Annotated in this window: 24 protein-coding genes; 12 read left to right on the top strand and 12 right to left on the bottom strand. The window is 71.0% G+C overall.

All coding sequences use genetic code 11. The features are described from left to right. Window position 1: 1 nt before the first annotated feature. From rsfS to IM787_RS11435, 5 genes are read right to left on the bottom strand one after another with little or no spacing between them, the layout of a single operon-like run. Entirely contained in the window at window positions 2-649 is a 648-nt protein-coding gene (gene rsfS, locus IM787_RS11455; RefSeq protein WP_193676791.1) for a ribosome silencing factor, read from the bottom strand. Next, window positions 649-1,254: a nicotinate (nicotinamide) nucleotide adenylyltransferase gene (gene nadD / locus IM787_RS11450; RefSeq protein ID WP_354004400.1), complete on the bottom strand. Its 606-nt coding sequence runs from the start codon at window positions 1,252-1,254 to the stop codon at window positions 649-651. The genes rsfS and nadD overlap by 1 nt, the downstream gene beginning before the upstream one ends. After that, window positions 1,245-2,147: an oxygen-dependent coproporphyrinogen oxidase gene (hemF, locus tag IM787_RS11445; RefSeq protein WP_227494276.1), complete on the bottom strand. Its 903-nt coding sequence runs from the start codon at window positions 2,145-2,147 to the stop codon at window positions 1,245-1,247. The genes nadD and hemF overlap by 10 nt, the downstream gene beginning before the upstream one ends. Before the next feature lie 8 nt (window positions 2,148-2,155). Continuing rightward, on the bottom strand, window positions 2,156-3,433 hold the full coding sequence (gene purD, locus IM787_RS11440; protein ID WP_193676789.1) for a phosphoribosylamine--glycine ligase: 1,278 nt from the start codon (window positions 3,431-3,433) through the stop codon (window positions 2,156-2,158). After that, window positions 3,430-4,155, bottom strand: coding sequence for a YebC/PmpR family DNA-binding transcriptional regulator (locus IM787_RS11435; protein ID WP_193676788.1), 726 nt, complete (start codon window positions 4,153-4,155; stop codon window positions 3,430-3,432). The genes purD and IM787_RS11435 overlap by 4 nt, the downstream gene beginning before the upstream one ends. 59 nt (window positions 4,156-4,214) lie before the next feature. Here IM787_RS11435 and IM787_RS11430 point away from each other — a divergent pair, with 59 nt between their 5' ends. The 8 genes from IM787_RS11430 (at window position 4,215) to IM787_RS11395 (ending at window position 13,494) form a co-directional block, all read left to right on the top strand. Next, a complete protein-coding gene (locus IM787_RS11430) occupies window positions 4,215-5,729 on the top strand; it encodes a helicase HerA-like domain-containing protein (RefSeq protein WP_193676787.1) in 1,515 nt (504 codons plus the stop codon). A 56-nt stretch (window positions 5,730-5,785) separates the two neighbouring features. After that, window positions 5,786-7,036, top strand: coding sequence for a GTP cyclohydrolase II (locus tag IM787_RS11425; RefSeq protein WP_193676786.1), 1,251 nt, complete (start codon window positions 5,786-5,788; stop codon window positions 7,034-7,036). Next, window positions 7,033-8,313: a URC4/urg3 family protein gene (locus IM787_RS11420; protein ID WP_193676785.1), complete on the top strand. Its 1,281-nt coding sequence runs from the start codon at window positions 7,033-7,035 to the stop codon at window positions 8,311-8,313. The genes IM787_RS11425 and IM787_RS11420 overlap by 4 nt, the downstream gene beginning before the upstream one ends. 28 nt (window positions 8,314-8,341) lie before the next feature. Further along, complete coding sequence (gene upp, locus IM787_RS11415) at window positions 8,342-8,977, top strand: uracil phosphoribosyltransferase (RefSeq protein ID WP_193676784.1); 636 nt, start codon at window positions 8,342-8,344, stop codon at window positions 8,975-8,977. Window positions 8,978-9,042: 65 nt separating this feature from the next. Further along, window positions 9,043-10,032 carry a BMP family protein gene (locus tag IM787_RS11410; protein ID WP_193676783.1) on the top strand — a complete coding sequence of 330 codons (990 nt, stop codon included), beginning with the start codon at window positions 9,043-9,045 and terminating at the stop codon, window positions 10,030-10,032. 23 nt (window positions 10,033-10,055) lie between these two features. Continuing rightward, window positions 10,056-11,516: an ABC transporter ATP-binding protein gene (locus tag IM787_RS11405; RefSeq protein WP_193677113.1), complete on the top strand. Its 1,461-nt coding sequence runs from the start codon at window positions 10,056-10,058 to the stop codon at window positions 11,514-11,516. After that, window positions 11,513-12,574, top strand: a complete 1,062-nt coding sequence (locus IM787_RS11400; RefSeq protein WP_193676782.1) for an ABC transporter permease — start codon at window positions 11,513-11,515, stop codon at window positions 12,572-12,574. Before IM787_RS11405 ends, IM787_RS11400 begins: the two co-directional genes overlap by 4 nt. Further along, the gene (locus IM787_RS11395) at window positions 12,571-13,494 is read left to right on the top strand and encodes an ABC transporter permease (RefSeq protein ID WP_193676781.1); all 924 of its coding nucleotides are present in this window, start codon (window positions 12,571-12,573) and stop codon (window positions 13,492-13,494) included. The genes IM787_RS11400 and IM787_RS11395 overlap by 4 nt, the downstream gene beginning before the upstream one ends. 4 nt (window positions 13,495-13,498) lie before the next feature. Here the strand turns inward: IM787_RS11395 and IM787_RS11390 are convergent, their stop codons facing one another. Beyond that, the gene (locus tag IM787_RS11390) at window positions 13,499-13,873 is read right to left on the bottom strand and encodes a nuclear transport factor 2 family protein (protein ID WP_193676780.1); all 375 of its coding nucleotides are present in this window, start codon (window positions 13,871-13,873) and stop codon (window positions 13,499-13,501) included. A 104-nt stretch (window positions 13,874-13,977) separates the two neighbouring features. On the opposite strand from IM787_RS11390, the gene IM787_RS11385 reads away from it, so the two are divergent. Next, a complete protein-coding gene (locus IM787_RS11385; RefSeq protein ID WP_193676779.1) occupies window positions 13,978-15,258 on the top strand; it encodes an amidohydrolase family protein in 1,281 nt (426 codons plus the stop codon). A 7-nt stretch (window positions 15,259-15,265) separates the two neighbouring features. Here IM787_RS11385 and IM787_RS11380 read toward each other — a convergent pair whose 3' ends face one another. The 5 genes from IM787_RS11380 to IM787_RS11360 are packed head-to-tail and all read right to left on the bottom strand — an operon-like array spanning window position 15,266 to window position 18,601. Continuing rightward, complete coding sequence (locus tag IM787_RS11380) at window positions 15,266-15,907, bottom strand: hypothetical protein (protein WP_193676778.1); 642 nt, start codon at window positions 15,905-15,907, stop codon at window positions 15,266-15,268. Between the two features lie 2 nt (window positions 15,908-15,909). Further along, window positions 15,910-17,199, bottom strand: coding sequence for a sensor histidine kinase (locus tag IM787_RS11375; RefSeq protein WP_193676777.1), 1,290 nt, complete (start codon window positions 17,197-17,199; stop codon window positions 15,910-15,912). Next, the gene (locus IM787_RS11370) at window positions 17,192-17,872 is read right to left on the bottom strand and encodes a response regulator transcription factor (RefSeq protein WP_193676776.1); all 681 of its coding nucleotides are present in this window, start codon (window positions 17,870-17,872) and stop codon (window positions 17,192-17,194) included. Before IM787_RS11370 ends, IM787_RS11375 begins: the two co-directional genes overlap by 8 nt. Continuing rightward, complete coding sequence (locus IM787_RS11365; RefSeq protein WP_193676775.1) at window positions 17,854-18,150, bottom strand: hypothetical protein; 297 nt, start codon at window positions 18,148-18,150, stop codon at window positions 17,854-17,856. Before IM787_RS11365 ends, IM787_RS11370 begins: the two co-directional genes overlap by 19 nt. Further along, window positions 18,128-18,601, bottom strand: coding sequence for a Spy/CpxP family protein refolding chaperone (locus IM787_RS11360; RefSeq protein ID WP_193676774.1), 474 nt, complete (start codon window positions 18,599-18,601; stop codon window positions 18,128-18,130). The genes IM787_RS11365 and IM787_RS11360 overlap by 23 nt, the downstream gene beginning before the upstream one ends. A 174-nt stretch (window positions 18,602-18,775) precedes the next feature. On the opposite strand from IM787_RS11360, the gene IM787_RS11355 reads away from it, so the two are divergent. Next, on the top strand, window positions 18,776-22,699 hold the full coding sequence (locus IM787_RS11355; protein WP_193676773.1) for a PAS-domain containing protein: 3,924 nt from the start codon (window positions 18,776-18,778) through the stop codon (window positions 22,697-22,699). Window positions 22,700-22,788: 89 nt separating this feature from the next. Then, window positions 22,789-23,271 carry a hypothetical protein gene (locus tag IM787_RS11350; RefSeq protein ID WP_193676772.1) on the top strand — a complete coding sequence of 161 codons (483 nt, stop codon included), beginning with the start codon at window positions 22,789-22,791 and terminating at the stop codon, window positions 23,269-23,271. A gap of 3 nt (window positions 23,272-23,274) precedes the next feature. Here IM787_RS11350 and IM787_RS11345 read toward each other — a convergent pair whose 3' ends face one another. Continuing rightward, window positions 23,275-24,132 (bottom strand): c-type cytochrome, encoded by an 858-nt coding sequence (locus IM787_RS11345; protein ID WP_193676771.1) that lies wholly within the window; start codon window positions 24,130-24,132, stop codon window positions 23,275-23,277. 50 nt (window positions 24,133-24,182) lie between these two features. Here IM787_RS11345 and IM787_RS11340 point away from each other — a divergent pair, with 50 nt between their 5' ends. Further along, window positions 24,183-24,548, top strand: coding sequence for a c-type cytochrome (locus IM787_RS11340; protein WP_193676770.1), 366 nt, complete (start codon window positions 24,183-24,185; stop codon window positions 24,546-24,548). Window positions 24,549-24,556: the final 8 nt, after the last annotated feature.

The raw sequence follows: 24,556 nt of genomic DNA, 5'->3' as shown, positions 1-24,556 counted from the left end.
GTCAGGAGCGCGGCGCCGGCTTCTTCTTGGCGGCGGTCCTGGCGGGCGCCTTCCGTGCCGGCGGCTTCAGGGCCGCCTTGCCGGCCGCGCTGCGGGCGGTCGCCGACTTGGCCGGGGCCTTCTTGGCCGCGGTCTTCTTCGCCGGCGCCTTCTTCGCGGCTTCGGCTTCGCGCTTGGCATCGCGCTCCGCGGTCTTTACCGCGCTGCTGCGGCGCAGCGACGGCGGCGCCGCCTTCTTCGCGGGGACGGCCGCCTTCACCGCCGGCATGGCGGGCTTCGGGGCACCGAGGCGCAGCCGGATCGGCTTGTCGCCCCAGATCTCCTCGAGGTGGTAGTACTGGCGGATGGCGGGCTGCATGATGTGCGCCACGGCGGCGCCGCAGTCCACGATGATCCATTCGCCGTTGTCCTCGCCCTCGATGCGCGGCTTGGGGAAGCCGGCTTCGCGCACCGCGTCCACCACGCTGGAGGCGAGCGCCTTGGTCTGGCGGTTCGACGTGCCGGACGCCACGATGACCCGCTCGAACAGGGGCGACAGATGCTCGGTGTTGAAGACCTGGATGTCCTGGCCTTTCACGTCTTCGAGGCCGTCGACGATGGCCCTCTGGAGTTTCTGCGTGTCCTTCTTCGCGGCGGTTTCAGTCGTCATCAGGTGGGTCGGTAAAGGTGATGGGATTCAATATAACTGGCAACGGCTGGGTCAACCAGATCGGCGATGTCCTGCCCCGCTGTCAGCCGGGCCCGGATTTCGGTGGAACTCGCGGCCATGGGCGGCATGGCGATGGCCTGGAGCCGCACGCCCGGCACGGCCCGCAGGGCGGAAATGCCCTCGCCGGTGCCACGGCCGGCCACGCACAGCACCGCCAGCCGCGCCACTTCTTCCCAGGCATGCCAGCGGCTGAAACCGGCGGCCTGGTCCTCGCCCATGAGCAGGTACAGGAGGGCGCCGGGATGCTCGGCCTGCAGCTCGCGCAGGGTGTCGACGCTGTAGGTCGGTCCGCTGCGCCTGAGCTCGCGGTCGTCGACCTCCACGCGCGGCAGGGTCGAGAAGGCCAGCCGCGCCATGGCCAGCCGCTGGGCGGCCGGCGTCAATGCGCGGCTCTTGTGCCAGGCGTCGCCCGTGGGGACGACGTGCAGCCGGTCCAGGCCGAGCTGGGCCATCGCCGCCTCGGCCAGCGCGCGGTGGGCGTGGTGCGGCGGGTCGAAGGCGCCGCCGAACATGCCGACGCGCATCGGCGCACCGCTCAAACCCACTCCCTGCGGACCAGATAGCGTTCCAGCAGCTCGGCCTCGCGCGAACCGGGCTCGGGGGCGTGCTGGTAGGCCCAGCGCGCATGCGGCGGCATCGACATCAGGATCGATTCGGTGCGGCCACCCGACTGCAGGCCGAAATGCGTGCCCCGGTCCCAGACCAGGTTGAACTCGACGTAGCGCCCGCGGCGCAGCAGCTGCCAGTCGCGGTCGTGCGGCGTGTACGGCAGGCCCTTGCGGCGCTGCAGGATCGGCAGGTAGGCGGCCAGGAAATGGTCGCCCACCGACTGCAGCAGGGCGAAGCTGCGGTCGAAGCCGTCCTCGAAGTGGTCGTCGAAGAAGATGCCGCCGATGCCGCGCGGCTCGTTGCGGTGCTTCAGGAAGAAGTAGTCGTCGCACCAGGCCTTGAACCGCGGGTACTTGTCCTCGCCGAAGCGCTGCAGGCTGTCGCGGCAGACCGTGTGGAAGTGCACCGCGTCCTCTTCGTAGCCGTAGTAGGGCGTGAGGTCCATGCCGCCGCCGAACCAGTACACCGGCGGCGCGCCCTCTGGCAGCGCGGCCAGCATGCGCACGTTCATGTGCACCGTCGGCGCGAAGGGGTTGCGGGGGTGGAAGACGAGCGACACGCCCATCGCCTCGAACGCGGCGCCGACCAGTTCCGGGCGGTGCTGGGTCGCCGAGGGCGGCAGCTTGCTGCCCCGCACGTGCGAGAACCCGCAGCCGGCGCGCTCGAACACGTTGCCCTCTTCCAGGATCATCGTGACGCCCTCGCCCTGCAGCGGCTCTCCCGGCTCCTTCTTCCACGCATCGGCGCGGAAGGGCTTGCCATCGACTTCGCTCACGGCTTCGACGATGCGCTGCTGCAGGCCGGTGAGCCAGCCGCGGACATGGATCATTTGATCGTTCATTTGACAGCGCGGTGGCCGATGTCGCGGCGGTACTGCGCGCCCTCGAAGCGGATGCCGCGCAGCGTCTCGTAGGCGCGCACCTGGGCCTGCTTCACGGTGTCGGCCAGCGCGGTGACGCACAGCACGCGGCCGCCGGAGGTGACCGTCTGGCCGTCCTTCGCCACGGTGCCGGCGTGGAACACGACCGCATCGTCGGTGTCGCGCGGCAGGCCCTGGACGACGTCGCCCTTGCGCGGGTCCAGCGGGTAGCCGCCGGCCGCCATCACCACCCCGAGCGCCACGCGGCGGTCCCATTCCAGTTCGACCTGGTCCAGGCCACCGGAGGTGGCGGCCATCATCACGTCGAACAGGTCGGACTTCAGCCGCATCATGATCGGCTGCGTCTCGGGGTCGCCCATGCGGCAGTTGAACTCCAGCGTCTTGCACTGGCCCTTGGCGTCGATCATCAGTCCGGCGTAGAGGAAGCCCGTATAGGGGATGCCGTCCTTTTCCATCCCGCGGATGGTCGGCAGGATGATCTCGCGCATCGCGCGGGCATGAACGGCCGGCGTCACCACCGGCGCCGGCGAATACGCGCCCATGCCACCGGTGTTCGGGCCCTGGTCGCCGTCCTGCAGGCGCTTGTGGTCCTGGCTGGTGGCCAGCGCCGTCACGTTCCGGCCGTCGCACAGCACGATGAAGCTGGCTTCCTCGCCCTGCAGGAACTCCTCGATCACCACGCGGGCGCCGCCGGCGTTGTGCGCCACGCCCAGCTTGTTGTCCAGCAGCATGAAGTCGATCGCTTCGTGCGCTTCGGCGGCGGTCATCGCCACGACGACCCCCTTGCCGGCCGCCAGCCCATCCGCTTTGACCACGATCGGCGCACCCTTGCGGTCGACGTACGCGTGCGCCAGGGCAGCGTCGGTGAAGCTCTCGTACTCCGCCGTCGGGATCTGGTGCCGCACCATGAAGGCCTTGGAAAAAGCCTTGGAGCTTTCCAACTGCGCCGCCGCTTGCGTCGGGCCGAAGATGCGCAAGCCGTGCGCGCGGAACTCGTCCACCACGCCGGCCGCCAGCGGCGCCTCGGGGCCAACAACCGTCAGGGCGATCTTCTCGAGCTCGGCCCACTGGCGCAGTTCGCGCAGGTCGGTAATGGGCACGTTCTCCAGCCGCGGATCGAGCGCGGTGCCGCCGTTGCCCGGCGCCACGTAGACGGCCTGCACCTTGGGCGATTGCGCCAGCTTCCAGGCCAGCGCGTGTTCGCGGCCGCCGCCGCCGATGACGAGGACCTTCACTCGGAGATTTCCGCGTTGTGGAAGACCGCCTGGACGTCGTCGAGGTCTTCGAGCATGTCGATGATCTTCTGCATGCGTGCGGCGTCGTCGCCGGCCAGCGGGATGGTGTTCTCGGCACGCCAGGTGACTTCGGCGACCTCCGGCTTCAGGCCGGCCGCTTCCAGCGCGTTCTTCACGGCCTCGAACTGGCCCGGGCCCGTCAGCACCTCGACGGCGCCGTCCTCGTCGGTCACGATGTCCTCGGCGCCCGCCTCCAGCGCGACTTCCATCACCGCCTCCTCGCTCGTCCCCGGGGCGAGGATCAGCTGGCCGCAATGGCGGAACTGGAAGGCCACCGAACCCTCGGTGCCCATGTTGCCGCCGTACTTGCTGAAGACGTGCCGGACCTCCGCCACCGTGCGCACCCGGTTGTCGGTCATGGTGTCGACGATGATCGCCGCGCCGCCGATGCCGTAACCCTCGTAACGGATTTCCTCGTAGTTGACGCCCTCGAGGTTGCCCGTGGCCTTGTCGATGTTGCGCTTGATCGTGTCGGCGGGCATGTTGGCCGCCTTGGCCTTGTCCACCGCGAGGCGCAGGCGCGGGTTGGCCGAGAGGTCGCCGCCGCCCTGGCGGGCCGCGACCATGATTTCACGGATCACCCGCGTCCAGACCTTGCCCCGCTTTTCGTCCTGGCGCCCCTTGCGGTGCTGGATGTTCGCCCATTTGCTGTGACCGGCCACGGATGCTTCCTTGCTCTTCTGCGTTAACCTATTGCTGACCCCATTCTACTTTTCACGCCATGCCCGAACCGATGCTGATCGCCCAGAACGGTGCCACCGAAGCCCATTTGCTGCCGGGTCTGGCGAATCGCCATGGGCTGGTCACCGGCGCGACGGGCACGGGCAAGACCGTCACCCTGCAGCGGCTGGCCGAAAGCTTCAGCCGGCTGGGGGTGCCGGTCTTCCTGGCCGACATCAAGGGCGACCTCACCGGCATCAGCCAGAAAGGCAGCGTCTCCGGCAAGCTGGCGGACGTGCTGAAGGAGCGCGGCCTGGCCGCGCCGGAGCCTTTTGCCTGCCCGACCACCCTGTGGGACGTGTTCGGTGAGCAAGGCCACCCGGTGCGGGCGACGGTGAGCGACATGGGCCCGCTGCTGCTGTCGCGCATGCTGAACCTCAACGACACGCAGGCGGGGGTGCTGCAGATCGTCTTCCGCATCGCCGACGCCAACGGCCTGCTGCTGCTGGACTTGAAGGACCTGCGCGCCATGCTGCAGTACGTGGGCGAGAACGCGAAGCAGTTCACGACGGAATTCGGCAACATCAGCGCCGCCAGCGTGGGGGCCATCCAGCGCGGGCTGCTGCAGATCGAGTCGCAGGGCGGCGACAGGTTCTTCGGCGAGCCGATGCTGAACATCGAGGACTTCATGCAGACCGATGGCCACGGCCACGGCGTCGTGAACATCCTGGCCGCGGACAAGCTGCTGAACTCCCCGCGGCTGTACGCCACCTTCCTGCTGTGGATGCTGTCGGAGCTGTTCGAGCTGCTGCCCGAGGTGGGCGACCCCGACAAGCCGAAGCTGGTGTTCTTCTTCGACGAGGCGCACCTGCTGTTCGACGAGGCGCCCAAGGTGCTGGTCGAGCGCATCGAGCTCGTCGTGCGGCTGGTGCGCTCCAAGGGCGTCGGCGTGTACTTCGTGACGCAGAACCCGCTGGACATCCCCGACTCCGTGCTGGCCCAGCTGGGCAACCGCGTGCAGCACGCGCTGCGCGCCTTCACCCCGCGCGACCAGAAGGCCGTGAAGGCCACGGCGGAGACGATGCGGCCCAAGCCCGGCCTCGACATCGCCGCGGCCATCACGGAACTGGCCGTGGGCGAGGCGCTGGTGAGCTTCCTGGATGCCAAGGGCCGGCCCAGCCTGACCGAGCGGCTGTACGTGCTGCCGCCGGGCAGCCAGATCGGGCCGATCACGCCGGAGCAGCGCAAGGCGCTGCTGGCCGGGTCGGTCGTGGCAGGCGTGTACGAGAAGACCGAGGACCGCGAGTCGGCGTACGAGATCCTCAAGGCGCGAGCGGCGGCGGCACCCGCGGGCACCGCGGCTTCCGCGAACCCGGGCGCGAAGCCGGCCGAAGGCGGCCTCATGGGCGGGCTCGGCGACGTGCTGTTCGGCTCCACCGGGCCGCGCGGCGGCAAGCGCGAAGGCCTGGTGGAAAGCTTTGCCAAGTCGGCCATCCGGACGGTGGGAAGTTCGGTCGGTCGCGAGATCGCCCGGGGCGTGCTGGGCAGCCTCCTGGGCGGCAGCCGGCGCCGGTAATCCGTCGCCGCGGCACCGTCTTTGCTAGAGTGGGTCTTTGGCCCACGAGCAATCCCATGGCGACTCCCGAGACCCCTGCCCCGCGCCACATCCGCCTGACCTCCCACGCCGGCGGCCACGGCGCCCTGCCGATCCAGTGGGGCGCGGCGACGCCCGTCGAACGCGGCCCGATCGTGGGGACGACCACCAAACGCGCGCACCGCAACGTGATCGGCACGCACAGTGGGTCGTACAGCGTGTACCGGGCACTGGCGGTGGCCGCCGGTGCCCTGAGCCGCGAGCACCGGGCCGACCTCACCAACACCTCGCCGACGGACACGATCGGTCCGTATCCGCAGTGGTCGGAGCCCGGCAAGATCGTCAGCCTCGATCCCTGGGGCGCGACGGTCTCGGAAGTGTTCGCCGCCGAACTGGCCGCGGGCTACGACATCCGCCCGACCATCGCCGTGACCAAGGCGCACGTCATCCTGCCCGAGGTGATCGAGGCCATCCAGAAGGGCCGCCTGAAGGCCGACGGCAACATCCTGCTGGAAGGCGGCGCGGCCTGCGTGACCAAGGCGGCGATCGAGCCGGTGTGGTGGCTGCCGGGCGTGGCGAAGCGCTTCGGCTGCTCCGAATCCGACCTGCGCCGGGTGCTGTTCGAGGAAACCGGCGGCATGTACCCCGAGCTCGTCACGCGCAGCGACCTCGAAGTGTTCCTGCCCCCCATCGGCGGCCAGACCGTCTACATCTTCGGCAACCCGCACGACCTCGCCAACCCGGAGGTCGAGCTCACGGCCCGCGTGCACGACGAGTGCAACGGCTCCGACGTGTTCGGCTCCGACATCTGCACCTGCCGCCCCTACCTCACGCATGCCATCGAAGAATGCATCCAGGGTGCCCAGCGCGGCGGCGTGGGGCTGGTCTCCTACTCGCGCAAGGAAGGCCGGGCGCTCGGCGAGGTCACCAAGTTCCTCGTCTACAACGCGCGCAAGCGCCAGGTCGGCGGCGACACCGCCGACCAGTACTTCGCCCGTACCGAGTGCGTGGCCGGCGTGCAGGACATGCGCTTCCAGGAACTGATGCCGGACGTGCTGCACTGGCTGGGCGTGAAGAAGATCCACCGCCTGGTCTCTATGAGCAACATGAAGTACGACGCGATCACCGGCTCCGGCATCGAGGTCGGCGTGCGCGTGGACATCCCGGAAGACCTGATCCCCGCCGACGCGCGGGTGGAGATGGACGCCAAGAAGGCGGCCGGCTACTTCACGCCCGGCGTGGTGCCGGACGCCGAGGCCCTGAAGCAGACCAAGGGGCGGACGCTGTGAGCCGCGACCGCCAGGACGCGCATTTCGTCGGCGGGAACCTCGAGGCCGAGGAGGCTGCCCGCCTGCTGCGCACCACCGGCGCCGTGCGCGAGCGTTGCGGCCAGCTGCTGGCGCGCGCCCGTGCCGGCCAGTCGGCCTGGTACGAGGTGAACGACGGCGCGCTCGATGATGCCGCCCGCGCGACCGCGGAGGCGACCCGCCAGCGCTACCCGAAGCTGCACGTGCCCTTCCACAGCCGCTGGCGCCATTTCGAAGCGGGCGGCGTCGACCGCCGCGCCGACCTCGACCGCCTGCTCGGCAACGTTCCGAAGGCGGTGCGCGCCCGTGCGATGGTGGACCTCGCCTTCGTCAGCGTGCTGCTCGACGCCGGCGCCGGCCCGGACTGGAAGTACGTCGAACCGGCGAGCGGCCAGACGTTCACGCGGTCGGAAGGCCTGGCCGTCGCCAGCTTCCACGCCTTCACCAGCGGCATGTTCTCCAGCGACAAGGACCACCCGCTGCAGGCGGACGCGCAAGGCCTGCGCGCCCTGGTCACCGACCGCCTCGCGGCTGCCTTCCAGGTGAGCGCCGCCAACCCGATGGTGGGACTCGAGGGCCGCGCCGTGCTCCTGCGACGGCTGGGCGAAGTGATGCAGGAGCAGCCCGAGATCTTCGGCCAGCAGGTCGCGCGCCCGGCCGGCCTCTTCGACCTGATCGTCGCGCCGGCGCCCGAGTCGCCGCCCACGTCCGACGTGGCCGCGCACGACATCCTGTCGCAGGTGCTGCTGGCCTGCAACGGGATCTGGCCGGCCGCCAACGCCATCGACGGCGTACCGCTGGGCGACTGCTGGCGGCACTCCGCGGTGCGCGGCGAGGGCCTCACCGACGGCTGGGTGCCCTTCCACAAGCTGTCTCAGTGGCTGACCTATTCGCTGCTGGAACCCTTCGCCTGGGGCGGCGTCGGCCTGCGCGGGATCGACCAGCTGACCGCCCTGCCCGAATACCGCAACGGCGGCCTGCTGCTGGACACCGGCGTGCTGCGCCTGCGCGACCCGGGGGCCGTGCAGCAGACCTGGCACCCGGGCGACGAGCTCATCGTCGAATGGCGGGCACTGACCGTCTCGCTGCTGGACGAACTGGCCGTGCGGGTGCGCAAGTTGCTGCACCTGGACGCCGACCGGCTGCCGCTCGCCAGCGTGCTGGAAGGCGGCACCTGGGCCGCCGGCCGTGCCCTGGCGCAGAAGGAGCGCGGCGGCCTGCCGCCCCTGAAGGTCGCCAGCGACGGCACCGTGTTTTGAGAGAAAGAGAAAGAAAGAGAACGCAGCCATGCAAGGCCCCAACGTCCACCTGATCGACCACCCGCTGGTGCAGCACAAGCTGTCGCTGATGCGGAAGAAGGAATCGAGCACCAACACCTTCCGGCGCCTGCTCAACGAGCTGTCGATGCTGATGGCCTACGAGGTCACGCGCGACGTGCCGATGCAGGAAGTGGAGATGGAAACCCCGCTGGAGAAGACCCGCGTGAAGGTCATCGACGGCAAGAAGCTGGTGTTCGTCTCCATCCTGCGCGCCGGCACCGGCATCCTGGACGGCATGCTGAGCGTCGTCCCCGGTGCCCGCGTCGGCCACATCGGCCTGTACCGCGACCCCAAGACGCTGATGGCCGTGGAGTACTACTTCAAGATGCCGCAGAACATGGAGGAGCGCGACGTGATCGTGGTCGACCCCATGCTGGCGACCGGCAACTCCGCCATCGCCGCGGTGGAACGCCTGAAGGAACTGAACCCCAAGACGATCAAGTTCGTCTGCCTGCTCACCTGCCCGGAAGGCATCGCCGCGCTGCAGAAGGCCCACCCTGACGTGCCGATCTACACCGCCGCCATCGACCGGCAGCTGAACGAGCACGGCTACATCCTGCCGGGCCTGGGCGACGCCGGCGACCGGATGTTCGGAACGAAATAGCGTCGGCCCACTGGCACGACGCTTGCAAGGACCCGTGATCCCAACGACCCCGAGGAGATGAACGCATGCGCCCGAACCGCCGCCACCTGATCGCGCTCGCCGCCGCCCTGGCCGCAGCCCCCACTTTCTCCTTCGCGCAGGCGAAGCTGAAGGTGGCCGCCATCTACACCGTGCCCTTCGAGCAGCAGTGGGTGAGCCGCATCCACAAGGCGCTCAACGCGGCGCAGGCGCGCGGCGAGATCGAGTACAAGGCCAGCGAGAACGTCGCCAACGCCGACTACGAGCGCGTGATGCGCGAGTACGCCACGGCCGGCAACCAGCTGATCGTCGGCGAGTCCTTCGCCGTCGAGGCCGCCGCGCGCAAGGTGGCGAAGGACTTCCCCAAGGTCGCCTTCCTCATGGGCTCCTCGGGCAAGCCGCAGGCGCCCAACTTCAGCGTCTTCGACAACTACATCCAGGAACCCGCCTACCTGACCGGCATGCTGGCCGGCGGCATGACGAAGTCGAACAAGATCGGCATGGTGGGCGGCTTCCCCATCCCCGAGGTCAACCGCCTGATGCACGCCTTCATGGCCGGGGCGAAGGAAGTGAACCCCAAGGTGGAATTCACCGTCACCTTCATCAACAGCTGGTTCGACCCGCCCAAGGCCAAGGAAGCCGCCTTCGCCATGGTGGACCGCGGTGCCGACGTGCTGTACGCGGAGCGCTTCGGCGTCTCCGATGCCGCCAAGGAGCGCGGCAAGCTCGCCGTGGGCAACGTGATCAACACGCAGGACAAGTATCCGGACACGGTGTTCGCGTCCGCGCTGTGGAACATGGAGCCCACGATCGACCGCGCGCTCAAGGCCGTGAAGGACGGCAAGTTCAAGCACGAGGACTACGGCCAGTACTCGATGATGAAGTTCAAGGGCTCCGAGCTGGCGCCGCTGGGCACCTTCGAGAAGAAGGTCCCGGCCGACCTGGTGGCCAAGGTGAAGGCGCGCGAGCAGGAGATCCTGGCCGGCAAGTTCACCGTGAAGGTGGACGACAGCCAGCCGAAGTCCACGGCCAAGTGAGCGCCGCAGCCCCGGTGCTGCGGATGGAGGGGATCACCAAGCGCTTCGGTCCCCTGCTCGCCAACGACGGCATCTCGCTGGAGCTCGGCGCCGGCGAGGTGCTGGCCCTGCTCGGCGAGAACGGCGCGGGCAAGTCCACGCTGGTGTCCATCCTGTTCGGCCACTACGCCGCCGACGCCGGCCGCATCGAGGTCGATGGGCGCGTCCTGCCGCCGGCGCAGCCGCGCGCCGCGCTGGCCGCGGGCATCGGCATGGTGCACCAGCACTTCACGCTGGCCGACAACCTCACCGTGCTGGACAACGTGGTGCTGGGGACCGAGCCGTTGTGGCAACCCTTCAGCCGCCGTGCCGCGGCCCGCGCGAAGCTGCTGGAGGTCGAACAGCGCTTCGGCCTCCCCGTCGATCCCGAGGCGCGCGTGGCCGACCTGTCCGTCGGCGCCCGCCAGCGGGTCGAGATCCTCAAGGCGCTGTACCGCGGTGCCCGCGTGCTGATCCTCGACGAACCGACGGCGGTGCTGACGCCCCAGGAGAGCGAGGCGCTGTTCGCCACGCTGCAGGGCATGGTGGCGCAGGGCCTGTCCGTGATCTTCATCAGCCACAAGCTGGACGAAGTGCTGCGCGTGGCGCAACGCGTCATGGTCCTGCGCGGCGGCCGGGTGGTGGCCCGGGCCGAGGCGGGCCGCACCACGACGACCGAGCTGGCGCGGTGGATGGTCGGCCAGGACATCACCTTGCCCCAGGCGAGCCGCGCCACGGCGGCCGGCGCCGTCGTCTGCGAGTTGCGCGAAGTGCAGGCCGGCAGCGGCCGCGAGCGGCTGCGCGGCGTGTCGCTGGCGCTGCGCGCGGGTGAGATCACGGCGATCGCCGGTGTCTCGGGCAACGGTCAGCGCACGCTGGCGGACCTGCTGTGCGGCCTGCGCCAGGCCGACGCGGGCCACATGGAGCTGCCGGCGGACGGCGTCGCGCGCATCCCGGAAGACCGGCACGGCACCGGCGTCATCGGCGACCTGCCGGTGTGGGAGAACGCGGTGTCCGAGCGCCTGCGCACGCCGGCGTTCCGCCGCGGACCCTGGGTCCGCCGAGCGGCGGCGCGGGCGCACGCCCGCGCCATCGCATCCGCCTTCGACGTGCGCGGTGCCGGGCTCGACGCACCGGCGCGGTCGCTGTCCGGTGGCAACATGCAGAAGCTGATTCTCGGCCGTGCGCTGCTGGCGCCGGACGGCGGCACACCGCGCCTGATCGTCGCGCACCAGCCCACCTGGGGCCTGGACGTCGGGGCCGTGGCCTACGTCCAGAAGCAGTTGCTGGCCGCGCGCGATGCCGGCGCCGCCGTTCTGCTCATCTCCGACGACCTCGACGAGGTGCTGGCGCTGGGCGACCGCGTCGCGGTGATGCATGCAGGTGTCCTCACGGACGCGCGGCCGGCAGGCGCCTGGAGCCGCGAGGCCATCGGGCTGGCCATGGCAGGAGCCGCGAACGCATGAGGCTGGAGCGCCGCACCGCCGTGTCGCCCGTGGCGCTGGCCCTCGCGCCGCTCGGCGCCGTTGCCTTCACGCTCGCCGTGAGCTCGCTGCTGGTGCTCTGGGCGGGCGCCCCCGTCGGTCCGACCTGGGCCGCGATCGTGCGCGGGGGCTTCGGTTCGCTGTTCGCCTGGAGCGAGACGCTGACCCGTGCGGTGCCGCTGATCCTGACCGGGCTGGCCGCGGCCGTGGCTTTCCGCGCCCGCCTCTACAACATCGGCGCCGAAGGGCAGCTCTATGCCGGTGCGCTGGCCGCCGTGGCCGTCGGCGGCATGCATGGCGGAGACGGCCTCGCCTGGCCGCTGCCGGTGCTCGCCGCCCTCATGTTCGTCGCCGCTGCGGTGGCCGGCGCGCTCCTGCTGCTCGGGCCGGCCCTGCTGAAGGCGAAGCTTGGCGTCGACGAGGTCGTGACCACGCTGCTCCTGAACTTCATCGTGCTGCTGGGCGTCTCCGCCCTGCTCGACGGGGCCATGAAGGACCCGACCGCCATGGGGTGGCCGCAGAGCGTGGCACTGCAGGGCGAGCTGGAGCTTTCGCGCCTGCTCGAAGGCACGCGGCTGCACACCGGGCTGCTGGGCGCCATCGCACTCGCCGTCGCCTGCTGGGTGCTGCTGCGCTTCACCGTGTTCGGCTTCGACGTGCGCGCGCTTGGCGCCAACCCGCGCGCGGCGGCGTTCGCGGGCGTGCGCCCGGTGCGCACCATCGTGTGGGTCGCGCTGCTGTCGGGCGGACTGGCGGGCCTGGCCGGCGGCATCGAGGTCGCGGGGCGCACCTCCTACGTCACGCTCGACATGTCGCCGGGCTACGGCTACAGCGGCATCGTGATCGCGATGCTGGCCGGGCTGCACCCGCTGGGGATCGCGGGCGCGGCGGTGTTCGTCGCCGGCATGCTGGTGGGCGCCGACAGCATGAGCCGCGTCGTGGGCGTGCCGACCTACATCGCCGACGTCATCGTGTCCGCCTCGCTGATCGCCGTGCTGGTGGCGGGCCTGCTGGCGCAATACCGGGTGCGCCGCACGTGAGCGAACTCCTCGACCTGCTGGGCACCCAGTCGCTCTGGATCGCGGTGCTGCGCATCGCGACCCCGCTGGTGTTCGGCACGCTCGGCGTGCTGCTGTGCGAGCGCGCGGGGGTGCTGAACCTGGGCATCGAGGGCATCATGGTGGCCGGTGCCTTCAGCGGCTGGCTGGCCGTCTACCTCGGCCTACCCTTATGGGGCGGGGTCGCGGTGGCGGCGTGCACCGGGATGGTGTTCGGCGCGCTGCACGCGTGGCTCACCGTCGGCCTCGCGCTCTCCCAGCACGTCTCCGGCCTCGGCATCACGCTGCTGGCGACGTCACTGAGCTACTACGCCTACCGCGTGAGCTTCCCGAAGGTCAGCACGCCGCCGACGGTGAAGCCGTTCGCGCCCATGGAAGGACTGGGCGTCCCGATCCTGTCGGCGCAGACACCGTTGACGCTGCTGGCGCTGCTGCTGGTGCCCGCGCTGGCCTGGTTCCTGTACCGCACGCCCGCCGGCCTGGCCGTGCGCATGGTGGGCGAGAACCCGCAGGCCGCCGAGAGCCAGGGCATCCCGGTACTCGCCACCCGCAGCCTCGCCATCGTCGCCGGCTCTGCGCTGATGGGGGTGGCCGGCGCCTTCCTCACGCTGTCGGCCTTCGACGCCTTCTTCTTCAACATGGTCAACGGCCGCGGCTGGATCTGCGTGGCGCTGGTGGTGTTCGCCTCCTGGCGGCCGGGCAAGGCGCTCGCCGGCGCCCTGCTCTTCGCGTTCTTCGACGCCCTGCAGCTGCGGCTGCAGCAGTCCGGCGCGGCGGTCCTGCCCTACCAGCTGTACCTGATGCTGCCGTACGCGCTGTCGATCCTGGCGCTGGTGCTGGTGGCGCGCCGGGCCGCCTATCCGCAGGCGCTGATGAAGCCCTATCGCAAGGGCGAACGCTGACCGTTCACCAGCGCGAGGGCAGCGGGCCGAAGAAGCCGACCACGCCCAGCAGCCGGCCGTCCGCGTCCAGCTCCGCGACGTCCAGCCCTTCGAGGCGCACCGCGCCGGCGGCATCCAGCAGGCGCCATCCGTAGCGCAGGAACTGGTGGTGCGCGTCGACCTCGGTGGTGCGCTCGAACCGGTGGCCGGGGAACTGCGCCAGCAGCGTGGCGGCCTGGTCGTTGATGGCCTGGTGGCCGCGGGCTTCCATCGGCGGGTCGACCAGCCGGCCCTGCGGGTGCCAGGCCACGCGGATCGCGTCCGTGCGGCGGGCGGTGTCGGCGTCGGCATAGGCGGCAAGCCACTGGTCGACGAGGGCGGTGATGGCGGGCATGTTCATTGCAAGCTCCTGGGGTGGATGGGATGGGGTGATTCTCCGCCCCGCCACGCCGCGGGTCCATGACCCCGGAAGTCATGGCCCTCGGCCGGCGCTATCCTTCCACCATGCTCGACCTCCTCATCACGAACGCCACCCTGCCCGACGGCCGCACCGGCCTGTCCGTTGCCGTGCAGGACGGGCGCATCGCCGCCGTCGCGCCGCAGCTCGCCGCGCCCGCGCGCGAAACGGTCGACGCCGCCGGCCAGCTGCTCGCGCCGCATTTCTGCGACCCGCATTTCCACATGGACGCGACGCTCAGCTACGGCCTGCCGCGCGTGAACGAAAGCGGCACGCTGCTGGAAGGCATCGCGCTGTGGGGCGAACTCAAGCCGCTGCTGAAGGCCGAGGACATGGTCGCGCGCGCCCTCGCCTATTGCGACTGGGCCGTCGCGCGCGGCCTGCTGGCGATCCGCAGCCACGTGGACACCAGCGACCCGAGCCTGCTGCCGGTGGAAGCGATGCTGGAGGTCAAGAAGCGCGTCGCCGGCTACCTCGACCTGCAGTTGGTTGCCTTCCCGCAGGACGGCGTGCTGCGCACGAAGGGCGGCGTGGAGAACCTGACGCGCGCGCTGGACCTGGGCGTCGACGTGGTCGGCGGCATCCCCCACTTCGAACGCACCATGGGCGAAGGCGCCGCCAGCGTGCAGCTGCTGTGCGAGATCGCGGCGGAACGCGGCAAGCTGGTCGACATGCACTGCGACGAGACCGACGACCCGATGTCGCGCCACATCGAATCCCTCGCCTTAGAGACGCAGCGGCTCGGACTGCAGGGCCGCGTCAACGGCTCGCACTGCACCTCCATGCACAGCATGGACAACTACTACGTGAGCAAGCTGCTGCCGCTCATCGCGGAAAGCGGGGTGAGCGTGGTCGCCAACCCGCTCATCAACATCACCCTGCAGGGCCGGCACGACACCTATCCGAAGCGGCGTGGCATGACGCGCGTGCCAGAGCTGATGGCGGCCGGCGTGAACGTCGCCTTCGGCCACGACTGCGTGATGGACCCGTGGTACGGCATGGGTTCGGGCGACATGCTGGAAGTGGCGCACATGGGCCTGCACGTGGCCCAGATGACCAGCCGAAAGGGCATCCATGCGTGCTTCGAAGCCGTGACGGCGAACGCTGCGCGCGTCATGCATCTCGAAAACTACGGGCTGAACGCCGGCTGCGACGCCAGCTTCGTGCTGCTGCAGGCGGGCGACGTGGTGGAAGCCGTCCGCTTGCGGGCGACGCGGCTGAAGGTGTGGCGCAAGGGCAGGCTCGTCGCGGAAGCGCCGCCTGCAGCGTCCGCCCTGCATGTCGCCGGAAGGCCGGGACGAACGGACTTCCGGCGGGAACCGCAGTAGGTCCGGGTCAACGCCGGGATGCGTTCGAGATGTCGGTGATGTAGACGCCGCGTGGCGTGAAGTGTCCCGAGATCTCCAGGGTGTCCTCCACGAGGGGCTCGGGGTGGACATCCTCGATGCAGACGCCGCCGTCGAGAGCCGGGTGCCCCTGGACGGCGGCCTTCAGGTAGCAACTGCAATCTTCCGCCCATCCGCATACCCCCACGCTCGTCACCCGGTAGAAGCGGGTGCTTTCGCCGGGGCTCTGGAGCACCGCCACGGCGACGAGCATGAGGTAGGCGGCCATCCACGACATCGCGAAGCCGAGGACCCAGAGGAGGTAAAGGTTCCAACCCCGGGATGACGCCAGCGTGCCCTCCCCTTCAGGCCGGATGTCGAGCTTCTTCATGGTCCAGAGGAGCGAACCCACCACCAAGACGCAGATCGGGAGCGCCAGCACCAGCGACTGCGTGGCAGTGCGCGTGCCGAAATGGATCTGCCATTGCAGCCACACCGCAAGCAGCGGCGTCCCGAACAGGAACCCAAAGTACGTCGCCAGCCAGCACCACCGCAGGATCCTCAGCTTGCGCGAGGGCTTGGGCACCTCCGGCTTGGGGCGCAGCCGCTCGAGACGGGACACCAGGTCGGAGGGTTGTTCATTTCTTCCCATGGTCATCGCCCCGGAAACCGCACTTCCACCTCCAGCCCCGGCTGTGCATTCCGCACGGTGAAGGCCGCGCCGTGCGCCTGCGCCACGAGCCGGCACAGGTACAAGCCGAGCCCGACGCCGCCCGTGGCCCGCTCGCGCGACACGTCCGGACGGTAGAACGGCTCGGCCAGCTGGCGCAGCGCGGCATCCTCCACGCCCGGCCCGAAGTCGCGCACCGCCAGGACGATGGCACCGTCGTCACGCGCGACCCGCACGCGCGGCGGCTGCGTGCCGGCGCCATGCCGCAGCGCGTTGTCGACCAGGTTGCGCAGCAGCAGGCGGATGCGCGCGCGATCCAGCTGCAGCGCCGGCAGGCCGGGCTCGACTTCGGTGGCCACCGCCGCGCCACGGGTCGCCTCGCGCACCAGTTCCGCCAATGCGACCTCCTCGCGGTGCAGCGCCGCGTGGCCCCGTCCGAGGCGCTCGCTCTCCAGCAACTCGGCAACCAGGTCGGTCATCTCCTGCAGCTCGCGCAGCAGGGCCTCGCGCCGCACCGCGGCCCCGCCCTCTTCCGGCAGCAATTCGGCGTGCAAGCGCGCGCGCGTGATCGGGCTGCGCAGTTCGTGGCTGATCGCCAGCAGCAGTGCCCTCTTGGCCTCCAGCATCTCGTGGATGCTGCGGGCCATGGCGTTCACGTCGCCGGACAGGTCGCCGAGCTCGTCGCTGCGGCGGATCGGGATCGGCTGGCTGAAGTCGCCGCGGCCGAAGCGCTGCGCGCCGGCGCGGATGTCGTCCAGCGGGCGCAGCAGGCGGCGCACGACCTTGTAGGCGAGCAGCGTGAAGAGCAGCAGCGCCGCCAGGGTGAACCAGCCCCAGGTCCGCGGCCGGTCGCGCCACGGGCGCACGTCGAGGCCGAACTCGACGCGGTGGCCGTCGGCGGTGGCACGCACCAGCAGCCCCTCCTCGCCGGCCCAGCGGTCATGGCCCCGCCAACCGCCGCCGACATCTTCGCGCGCATGGCTTTCCCAGTTCACCTGCGCTCCGGCGATGCGCACGGTCACCGGCAGGCGCTGCGTGAGCGCGCGCGCCCGTTCGACCGACGGGGGAGAACCGATGTCCGCCGCCAGCCGGTCGACGTAGTCCGTCATCAATGGCTTCACCGCATCCCGCCAGCCGATGCTCAGCGCGTTCTGCATGCCGAACATGAACGCGCCGCTCAGGGCGAAGGCCAGGACCAGGAAGACGGTGACCAGCCGGGCCTTCAGCGAATGGCGCAGGCGGCGGCCGGCGCGCCGGTGCCAGGGGTCACGCATGGGGGAGCGGCCGCAGCGACAGCGCGTAGCCCGCGTTGCGCAGGGTCTTGATCGCCGCCAGCGGCTCCAGCTTGCGGCGCAGCCGGCTCACCACGATGTCGACGGCGCGGGTGTAGAGCTCCGCGTCGTGGCCGCGGAGGCGGTTGAGGATGTCGTCGCGCGTGAACACCCGGCCAGGCTCGCGCGCCAGCAACAGCAGCAGTTCGAACTCCGTTCCCGTGAGTTCCACCGGCGTGCCCTCGCGTTCGACGCTGCGCGCCACCGGGTCGATGGCGAGCCCGTCGAAGCGCAGCCTGGCGTCGGCGGGCACGCTGCGCGGACGCCGCAGCACCGTCGCCAGGCGGGCGACCAGCTCGCGTGGCTCGAAGGGCTTGGGCAGGTAGTCGTCGGCACCGAGTTCGAGCCCGACCACGCGGTCTGTCACCTCGCCGCGCGCGGTGAGCATCACCACCGGCACGTCGCTTTCGGCGCGGATCGTGCGGCACACCGCGAAGCCGTCCTGCTCCGGCAGCATCACGTCCAGGATGACGGCGTCGAAGCCGCCGGCGCGCAGCCGCGCGAGGCCCTCGCTGGGGCGGGTGGCCTGCGTCACCTCGAAGCCGAAGCGGCGGCAGTACGCGTCCAGCGGTTCGCCCAGCTGCGCGTCGTCGTCGATCAGCAGGATTCGCGGCATGCGGCATTGTCATGCATGCGCAGGATGTGCCGGCGCAGCGCCTGCTGGTCGAGCGGCGCCAGGCTGTCGAAGTGCTCCGCCAGTGCCTGCATGGCGCCGGCGAGCGCACCGTCGCGCCGGGGCAGGCGCGCCAGCAGCGCGAGCGCATGGTCCCGGTCGAAGCGCGGCCCCCACACCAGCGTGAGCAGTTCGGTGGCGGGCTCGCGGGTCACCGGGCGCAGCGCCTCCGCGCAGGCCAGCCACGCCGTGGCCCGGTCAGCCGCGGCGCCACCAGCCATGGTGCCGGTGCTGCAGGAAGTCGCGCACCTGCGCCTGCTGGGAGGGGTTCAGGCTGTCGAAGAAGTCGCCGAAAGCGGCGATCACCTCCGGGCTGCCCGCCTGCACGGCCGCCATCTTCTGGCCCAGCATCGCCTGCGCCTTCTGGCGGTCGAAGCGCTCGCTCGCGACCAGCGACCGCACTTCGGCCCGCGGGTCGCCGGCGCCGCGCAGCGCCAGGCGCTGTTCGTTCAGGCGCACGGCCAGCGTGTCCAGCCGCTGCTTCTGTTCCGGGTCCAGGTCGAGGCGGCGCGCGACGCGGTCCACCACCTTCTGGCGCAGCTGCGCCTGGTCTTCCACGCTCATCGAGGACAGGCGTTCGTGGCCGTGGCGGTGGCCGCAGGCCGTGAGGCCGCCCAGGGCCACCGTGGCGCCGAACAGGCCGAACAGGGTTCTCTTGATCCAGGGTCGCATCGCTTCGCTCCAGGTGTGACGGAGCCCGCATGGTGCGTGCACCGCGCCGGGCGAGCATCTCGCGCCCGTCGCGGTTCATGTCGTTTTGTTTCACGGCCACCGCAACTTCTGCGCGCACGCACCGCCCGCCATGGGCCCGCCGCGGCCCGATTCCGGGCATCATGCCGGCTCGCAGTGCCCAAGACCGTGAACCCGGCCCCATCCACCCCCTCCTTTTCCGGCCCGGCGGACTGGCTCGCGCACCTGCAGGTGCAGGCCGAAGTCCTTGACGGCATCGACGTGGGCCTGTGCGCGTTCGACCTGCAGGACCGCGTGGTGGCCTGGAACCGCACCTTCGTGCGGATGATCCCCGAGCACGCCGGCCGCATCCGCCAGGGCGAGCACTACGCCGACCAGCTGCGGCGCTTCTACGAAAGCCGGCTGGACGCCCGCGAGGCGCGGCACATCGACAAGTACATCGCCGCCGGCGTCGCGCGCCACCAGGCGCAATCGCAGCCCTTCGAATTCGACCACCACGGCCTGCGCCTGAAGGCCGCGTCCCTGCCCTTTCCCGGCTTCGGCCGCATCCAGGTGTGGCGGGCGCTGGACGCGCTGCCGGCCCAGGCGGAGGGACAGGCGGACTTCACCGCCGACCTCGGCGCGCAGATGCTGGAGTACGTGCCGGAAGCGCTGGTGGTCAGCGGGCGGGACGGCCGCATCGTCTGGGTGAACGCCAGTTTCTGCGCACTGTTCGGCGCGCAGGAGCGCAGCCAGCTGCTGGGTGCGACCATCGAGGCCGCGTACGCGGCGGCCTGGGATGCCTCGCGCGACCCGGCGCACCGCCGCCGCAAGGAGGGCGCCGCCGCGCTGCACGAGAGCCTCCGATATGCCGGCGCGCCGTTCGAGCTGCCGCTGCCGCAGGACCGCTGGTGCCGTGTCATCGCGCGGCCGGCGAGCGACGGCTCCGTGTTCCACGCGCTGATCGACATCTCGGCGCTCAAGCGCTTCGAGGACGCGCTGCAGCTCACCCTGGACAACGCCGGCCGCGGCATCATCCACTACGACGCGGACGGCCGCATCCTGCTGTTCAACCGGCAGGCGCTCGACCTGCTGGACCTGCCGCAGGAGCTGCTGGCCGGCGGCGCGCGCATCCTCGACCTCGTGCGCTTCCAGCAGGAACGCGGCGATTTCCTCGCCGACGACCCGGCCGGCCGGTCCGGCGACGCGCCGGAAGCCGCCGTCGACATCTTCGCGACGCATTCCTACCTGCGCCGCACCCGGGCGGGCAAGGTGCTGGAGATCGCCACCCAGGCACTGCCGCACGGCGGGGCCGTGCGCACGTACTCGGACGTCACCGCCTACGTCGCGGCCGAAGGGGCCCTGGCGGAGAAATCGCGTGCCCTGCAGATCACCCTGGACAGCATGAGCCAGGGCATCTCGGCGATCGACCCGACCGGCCGGCTCGTGTTCTGGAACCGCCGCTTCCAGGAGCTCCTGCAGCTGCCCGGCGCGCTGCTGGCCACCCAGCCGACCATGGACGAAGTGGTGCGCTTCCAGGCCGAGCGCGGCGACTTCGGCCCCAACTTCGAGCTCGTCGACGCGACGGCCCGGGGCTTCGTGGCGCTGGGCGACCGCCTGGCGCCCCTGCGCGGGCCGCAGGCCTACGTGCGCAAGACGGCGGACGGCCGCACCTTCGACGTGGTCACCCGGCCGCTGCCCGACGGCGGCGTCGTGCGCACCTTCACCGACATCACGGCGCACGCCGCGATGCAGGAGGCGCTGGCCCACAAGCAGGCGCAACTGGCGGCGCTGGTGAGCAACCTGCCGGACCGGGTCTGGGTCAAGGACGTCGAAGGCCGCTACCTGCTGACCAACCCGGCGCACCAGCGTTACCACGGGGTGCCGGAAGCCGAGGTGCTGGGCCGCACCTCGGAGCAGGTGTTCGGCGCCGAAAGGGGCCGGCACCACGCCGCGGCCGACGTCCGCGCGCTCGAAGCGCAAGGCCCCGTGACGTCCGAGGAAGTGGATTTCGGGCCCGACGGCGAACTGCGCGTCGCCGAAGTGGTGAAGGTCGCCATGCGCGACGAGACCGGCCAGTGCATCGGCCTCCTGGGCATCGCGCGCGACATCACCGCGCGCAAGCGCGAGGAAGCCGCGCTGGTCAAGGCCAAGGAGGAGGCGCTGCTCGCCAGCGGCGCCAAGAGCCGCTTCCTCTCCAGCATGAGCCACGAGATCCGCACGCCGATGAACGCGGTGCTCGGCATGCTGACGCTGCTGCGCGGCACCGAACTCACGCCGCGGCAGGACGACTACGCGGGCAAGGCGGAAGGCGCCGCACGCGCCCTCCTGAGCCTGCTGAACGACATCCTGGATTTCTCCAAGATCGAAGCGGGCAAGATGCAGCTGGACCGGCGCCCGTTCTCGCTCGAGCGCCTGCTGGCCGACCTGTCGGTGATCCTCTCCAGCAACGTGAAGGACCGCGCGATCGAGGTCCTGTACGACCTCGACCCGCTGGTCCCGGACGGCCTGTTCGGCGACGACATGCGGCTGCGCCAGATCCTCATCAACCTCGGCGGCAACGCCGTCAAGTTCACCGAGCACGGCGAAGTCGTGGTGCGCACCCGGCTGGCGTCCCGCACCGAGAGCGAAGCAGGCATCGAGTTCAGCGTGGAGGACACCGGCATCGGCATGTCGCCGGAGCAGCAGCAGCGCCTGTTCTCCGACTTCATGCAGGCCACCGAGGAGACGGCCCGCCAGTTCGGCGGCACCGGCCTGGGCCTCGGCATCTGCCGCCGGCTGACCGAACTCATGGGCAGCAGCCTGCAGGTGTCGAGCGCGCCGGGGGTCGGCAGCCGCTTCTGGTTCACGGTGACGCTGCCGGTGGTGCAGGCGCCGGCCGCCCGCGAGGAGGACGACATGTCCACCCGCCAGCGGCGCGTCCTGATCGTCGACGACAACGCCGTCGCGCGCGACACGCTCGCGGCCCTGTGCCGCGGCGCGCACTGGCTGGTCGACACCGCCGCCGACGGCGAGAGCGCCGTGGAACGCATCCGCGAATCGGCCGCGCGGCGCCGCAGCTACGACGCGGTCTTCGTCGACTGGATGATGCCGGGCCTGGACGGCTGGCAGACCTGCGACCGGATCCGCGCGCTGCCGCTTCCCTCCCGGCCGCCCCTGGTCATCATGGTCACGGCGCAGGGACGCGAGATGCTGGACGAACGCGCGCCCGGCGAACGCGCCCTGCTGGATGGCTTCCTGGTGAAGCCGGTGACGGCGGGCATGCTGCGCAAGGCGCTGGAACAGGTGCACCAGGCCGGCGGCCCCGCCCTGGCGGCCCCGGCAAAGACGGCGCCGTCGCCGCAGTCGCTGCAGGGCATCCACCTGCTGGTGGCGGAAGACAACCTGGTCAACCAGCAGATCGCGAGGGAGCTGCTGGCGCGGCACGGCGCGCGTGTCGACATCGTGGACAACGGCCGCGCCGCGGTGCAGGCGTGCCTGGCCGGCACCTGGTACGACGCCGTCCTGATGGACGTGCAGATGCCGGTGCTGGACGGCCTCTCCGCCACGCGCGAGCTGCGCCGGACCTTCGACGCGGAGGCCCTGCCCATCATCGCGATGACCGCGAACGCGATGGACACCGACCGCGATGCCTGCCTGGCGGCGGGGATGAACGACCACGTGCCCAAGCCTTTCGTGATCGAGCAGGTGATCGGCACCATCCTTCGGCACGTGCGCCCGGGCTCGGCCGAAGAGGAAGGCATCGCGCCGGCGGCGGCCCCGGCGCCGGACGCGCTGCCCGTGTTCGACCGCGCCGGCGCGCTGGAGCGGCTCGGCGGCGACGAGGACCTGCTGCGCTCGGTGCTCCCGGTGTTCGTCCAGAACCTGGAAAGCGCCCGCGCGCAGCTGGACACCGCGCCGCCCGCTGGCGAGGAACTGTGCCGGCTGATGCATTCCATCAAGGGCATGGCGGCCAACGTGGGGGCGTCGGCGCTGTCGGCGGCGGCGGCGGATGCGGAAGCGCGGCTGCGCGCGGCGCCGTCCACCGACGCGCACGGCATGGTGCGGTCGCTCTCCGGCGCCATCGGCGACGTGCTGCAGGCGCTGGCCGCCGGCACCTGACGCTCCGCAGCGACAGCCGGCGCCGCAATCCGTCCAAACCGTGCTGAATTGCGCCATCGGCGCGACCACGGCGGCCTAAACTGCCGAGCATGCATGCGGACCTGCACGACCACGTCGACGAACTCCAGCGCGCCTGCGCGCTCGCCACGCCGGCGGCGCGCCTGCGCATGATCCGGCAACGGCTGGCGTCGGCGCACGGCGAGACCGGTTCGATGCGGCTGGTGACCGTCGTGTCCGCGGTCGAAGCGCTGGCGCGTTCGCTGGTGGTGCATTCCTCCGGCCGGCCGGCCAGCACGGCGGAGATGCGGCACCGCCAGTTCCGCGTGAGTGGTCCCGCGGAACTCGTCGAGGAAGTCCTGCGCCTGCGCGATGCCGGCCGTCCCGCGGCGCACTTCGGCGCGGAGCACTGGTCCGCCTTCGAGGTCGCCGTGCGCCACCGCGACCTCGTGGTGCACGAATGCGCCACCGTGGACCGGGACCTCAACCAGTACCTGTTCGCCGCCGCCGAGGCGGTGCTCGACGGCCTGGTGGAACTCGCCGCGCTCGACACGCGGCCGCGCGCGATCACCTGAAGGTCAGCGCAGCGTCGCCAGGTACGCCGCCATGTCGCGCGCGTCCTGCGGCGCGACACCCATCTGCGGCATGGCGGTGCCCGGCTTGAGCTGCTGCGTCTGCAGCAGCCACAGCGCCATGTTCTCCGGCGTGTTCGGCAAGGTGCCCGCGATCAGCCGCCGCCCGGCGATCCCCTTCAGCGGCGGCCCGACCTGCGCCTGGGAACCCGTCACCCCCGGAATCCGGTGGCAGGCACTGCACGCGTACTGGTGCAGGGCTTCGCGTCCACGCTCCACGTCCACCACGGCCACCGGAGCGATGGCGGTCGCGGCGCCACGCCCGCACGACGGTGCCGCGGGCGCACGCCGCAGCCAGTCCGCGTACCGGCCCGCATCCAGGTCCGGCAGGCGCTGCATGAAGGCCACCAGGTCCCACAGCTCCTGCTCTTCCAGCCGGTACTCCCAGGCCGGCATGCCGCTCATCTTGATGCCGTGGCGTGTCACCCAGTACAGCTCGCGCGGCCGCCAATGGCTGCGCGCATCCACCAGCGGCCCTGGCAGCGGCTGCATGCTCTGGCCGATGTCGTGCTGCGGCACCCCCGGCGCCCCGTGACATTGCACGCACTTGTCGCGGAAGCAGGCGGCCCCGCGCAGCGCCATGCGCTCGTCGGACAGCGGCGGCTCCGCGATGTTGCGCGCGCGCAGGCGCACCGATTGCCGCATCGCGGTTTCGAGCACCGTGTGCGTGACCTGGAAATGCTGGCGCGTGGCGCCGACGTCGTAGAGCCCGCCGAAAATGACGGCCGCGGCCACGAGGGCGGCGGCCAGCCCGAGCGCCGCCGTGGTCGCCAGGGCCGTCAGGAGGACCGATCTCTTGCGCATTCGCGGCGATTCTGGCCCACGGATGCACGCACGGGGGCCAGAATGCGCCGATGCCTTCGCCGTTCGCTCCCGCCTGCGCGTTGATCGTGGCCCTGCTGCCGAGCTTGCAGCCCGCACGGGCCGAGGCGCCGGACCGGCAGCGCGTCGACCGCGGCCGTGTCCTGCTGTCGCAGTACCAATGCGGGGCCTGCCACGCGATCCCCGGCGTCGCGTCGGCCGGCGGTGGCGTGGCCCAGCCGCTGGCCGCCTGGAGCCGCCGCAGCTACATCGCCGGCCGCGTGCCGAACCGGCCCGAGCTGCTCGCGCGCTGGATCGCCGAACCGCGCGCGCTGGTGCCCGGCACTGCGATGCCGGACATGGGCGTGGGCGACGCCGACGCACGCGCCATGGCCGCCTACCTGTTCTCGCTCGAATGACGGTGGGC

Origin of the sequence: Ramlibacter pallidus (genome assembly GCF_015070875.1) — a bacterium.
Lineage (GTDB): Bacteria > Pseudomonadota > Gammaproteobacteria > Burkholderiales > Burkholderiaceae_C > Ramlibacter > Ramlibacter pallidus.
The sequence above is the reverse complement of the archived record's forward strand: the minus strand, read 5'-3'. Positions and strand labels throughout refer to the sequence as shown.

Excerpts from the sequence above, each read along its gene's own strand:
- rsfS (WP_193676791.1), bottom strand. The coding sequence starts at position 649 with ATGACGACTGAAACCGCCGCGAAGAAGGACACGCAGAAACTCCAGAGG.
- hemF (WP_227494276.1), bottom strand. The coding sequence starts at position 2,147 with ATGATCCATGTCCGCGGCTGGCTCACCGGCCTGCAGCAGCGCATCGTC.
- IM787_RS11430 (WP_193676787.1), top strand. The coding sequence starts at position 4,215 with ATGCCCGAACCGATGCTGATCGCCCAGAACGGTGCCACCGAAGCCCAT.
- IM787_RS11425 (WP_193676786.1), top strand. The coding sequence starts at position 5,786 with ATGGCGACTCCCGAGACCCCTGCCCCGCGCCACATCCGCCTGACCTCC.
- upp (WP_193676784.1), top strand. The coding sequence starts at position 8,342 with ATGCAAGGCCCCAACGTCCACCTGATCGACCACCCGCTGGTGCAGCAC.
- IM787_RS11410 (WP_193676783.1), top strand. The coding sequence starts at position 9,043 with ATGCGCCCGAACCGCCGCCACCTGATCGCGCTCGCCGCCGCCCTGGCC.
- IM787_RS11405 (WP_193677113.1), top strand. The coding sequence starts at position 10,056 with ATGGAGGGGATCACCAAGCGCTTCGGTCCCCTGCTCGCCAACGACGGC.
- IM787_RS11400 (WP_193676782.1), top strand. The coding sequence starts at position 11,513 with ATGAGGCTGGAGCGCCGCACCGCCGTGTCGCCCGTGGCGCTGGCCCTC.
- IM787_RS11390 (WP_193676780.1), bottom strand. The coding sequence starts at position 13,873 with ATGAACATGCCCGCCATCACCGCCCTCGTCGACCAGTGGCTTGCCGCC.
- IM787_RS11385 (WP_193676779.1), top strand. The coding sequence starts at position 13,978 with ATGCTCGACCTCCTCATCACGAACGCCACCCTGCCCGACGGCCGCACC.
- IM787_RS11380 (WP_193676778.1), bottom strand. The coding sequence starts at position 15,907 with ATGGGAAGAAATGAACAACCCTCCGACCTGGTGTCCCGTCTCGAGCGG.
- IM787_RS11375 (WP_193676777.1), bottom strand. The coding sequence starts at position 17,199 with ATGCGTGACCCCTGGCACCGGCGCGCCGGCCGCCGCCTGCGCCATTCG.
- IM787_RS11370 (WP_193676776.1), bottom strand. The coding sequence starts at position 17,872 with ATGCCGCGAATCCTGCTGATCGACGACGACGCGCAGCTGGGCGAACCG.
- IM787_RS11365 (WP_193676775.1), bottom strand. The coding sequence starts at position 18,150 with ATGGCTGGTGGCGCCGCGGCTGACCGGGCCACGGCGTGGCTGGCCTGC.
- IM787_RS11360 (WP_193676774.1), bottom strand. The coding sequence starts at position 18,601 with ATGCGACCCTGGATCAAGAGAACCCTGTTCGGCCTGTTCGGCGCCACG.
- IM787_RS11350 (WP_193676772.1), top strand. The coding sequence starts at position 22,789 with ATGCATGCGGACCTGCACGACCACGTCGACGAACTCCAGCGCGCCTGC.
- IM787_RS11345 (WP_193676771.1), bottom strand. The coding sequence starts at position 24,132 with ATGCGCAAGAGATCGGTCCTCCTGACGGCCCTGGCGACCACGGCGGCG.
- IM787_RS11340 (WP_193676770.1), top strand. The coding sequence starts at position 24,183 with ATGCCTTCGCCGTTCGCTCCCGCCTGCGCGTTGATCGTGGCCCTGCTG.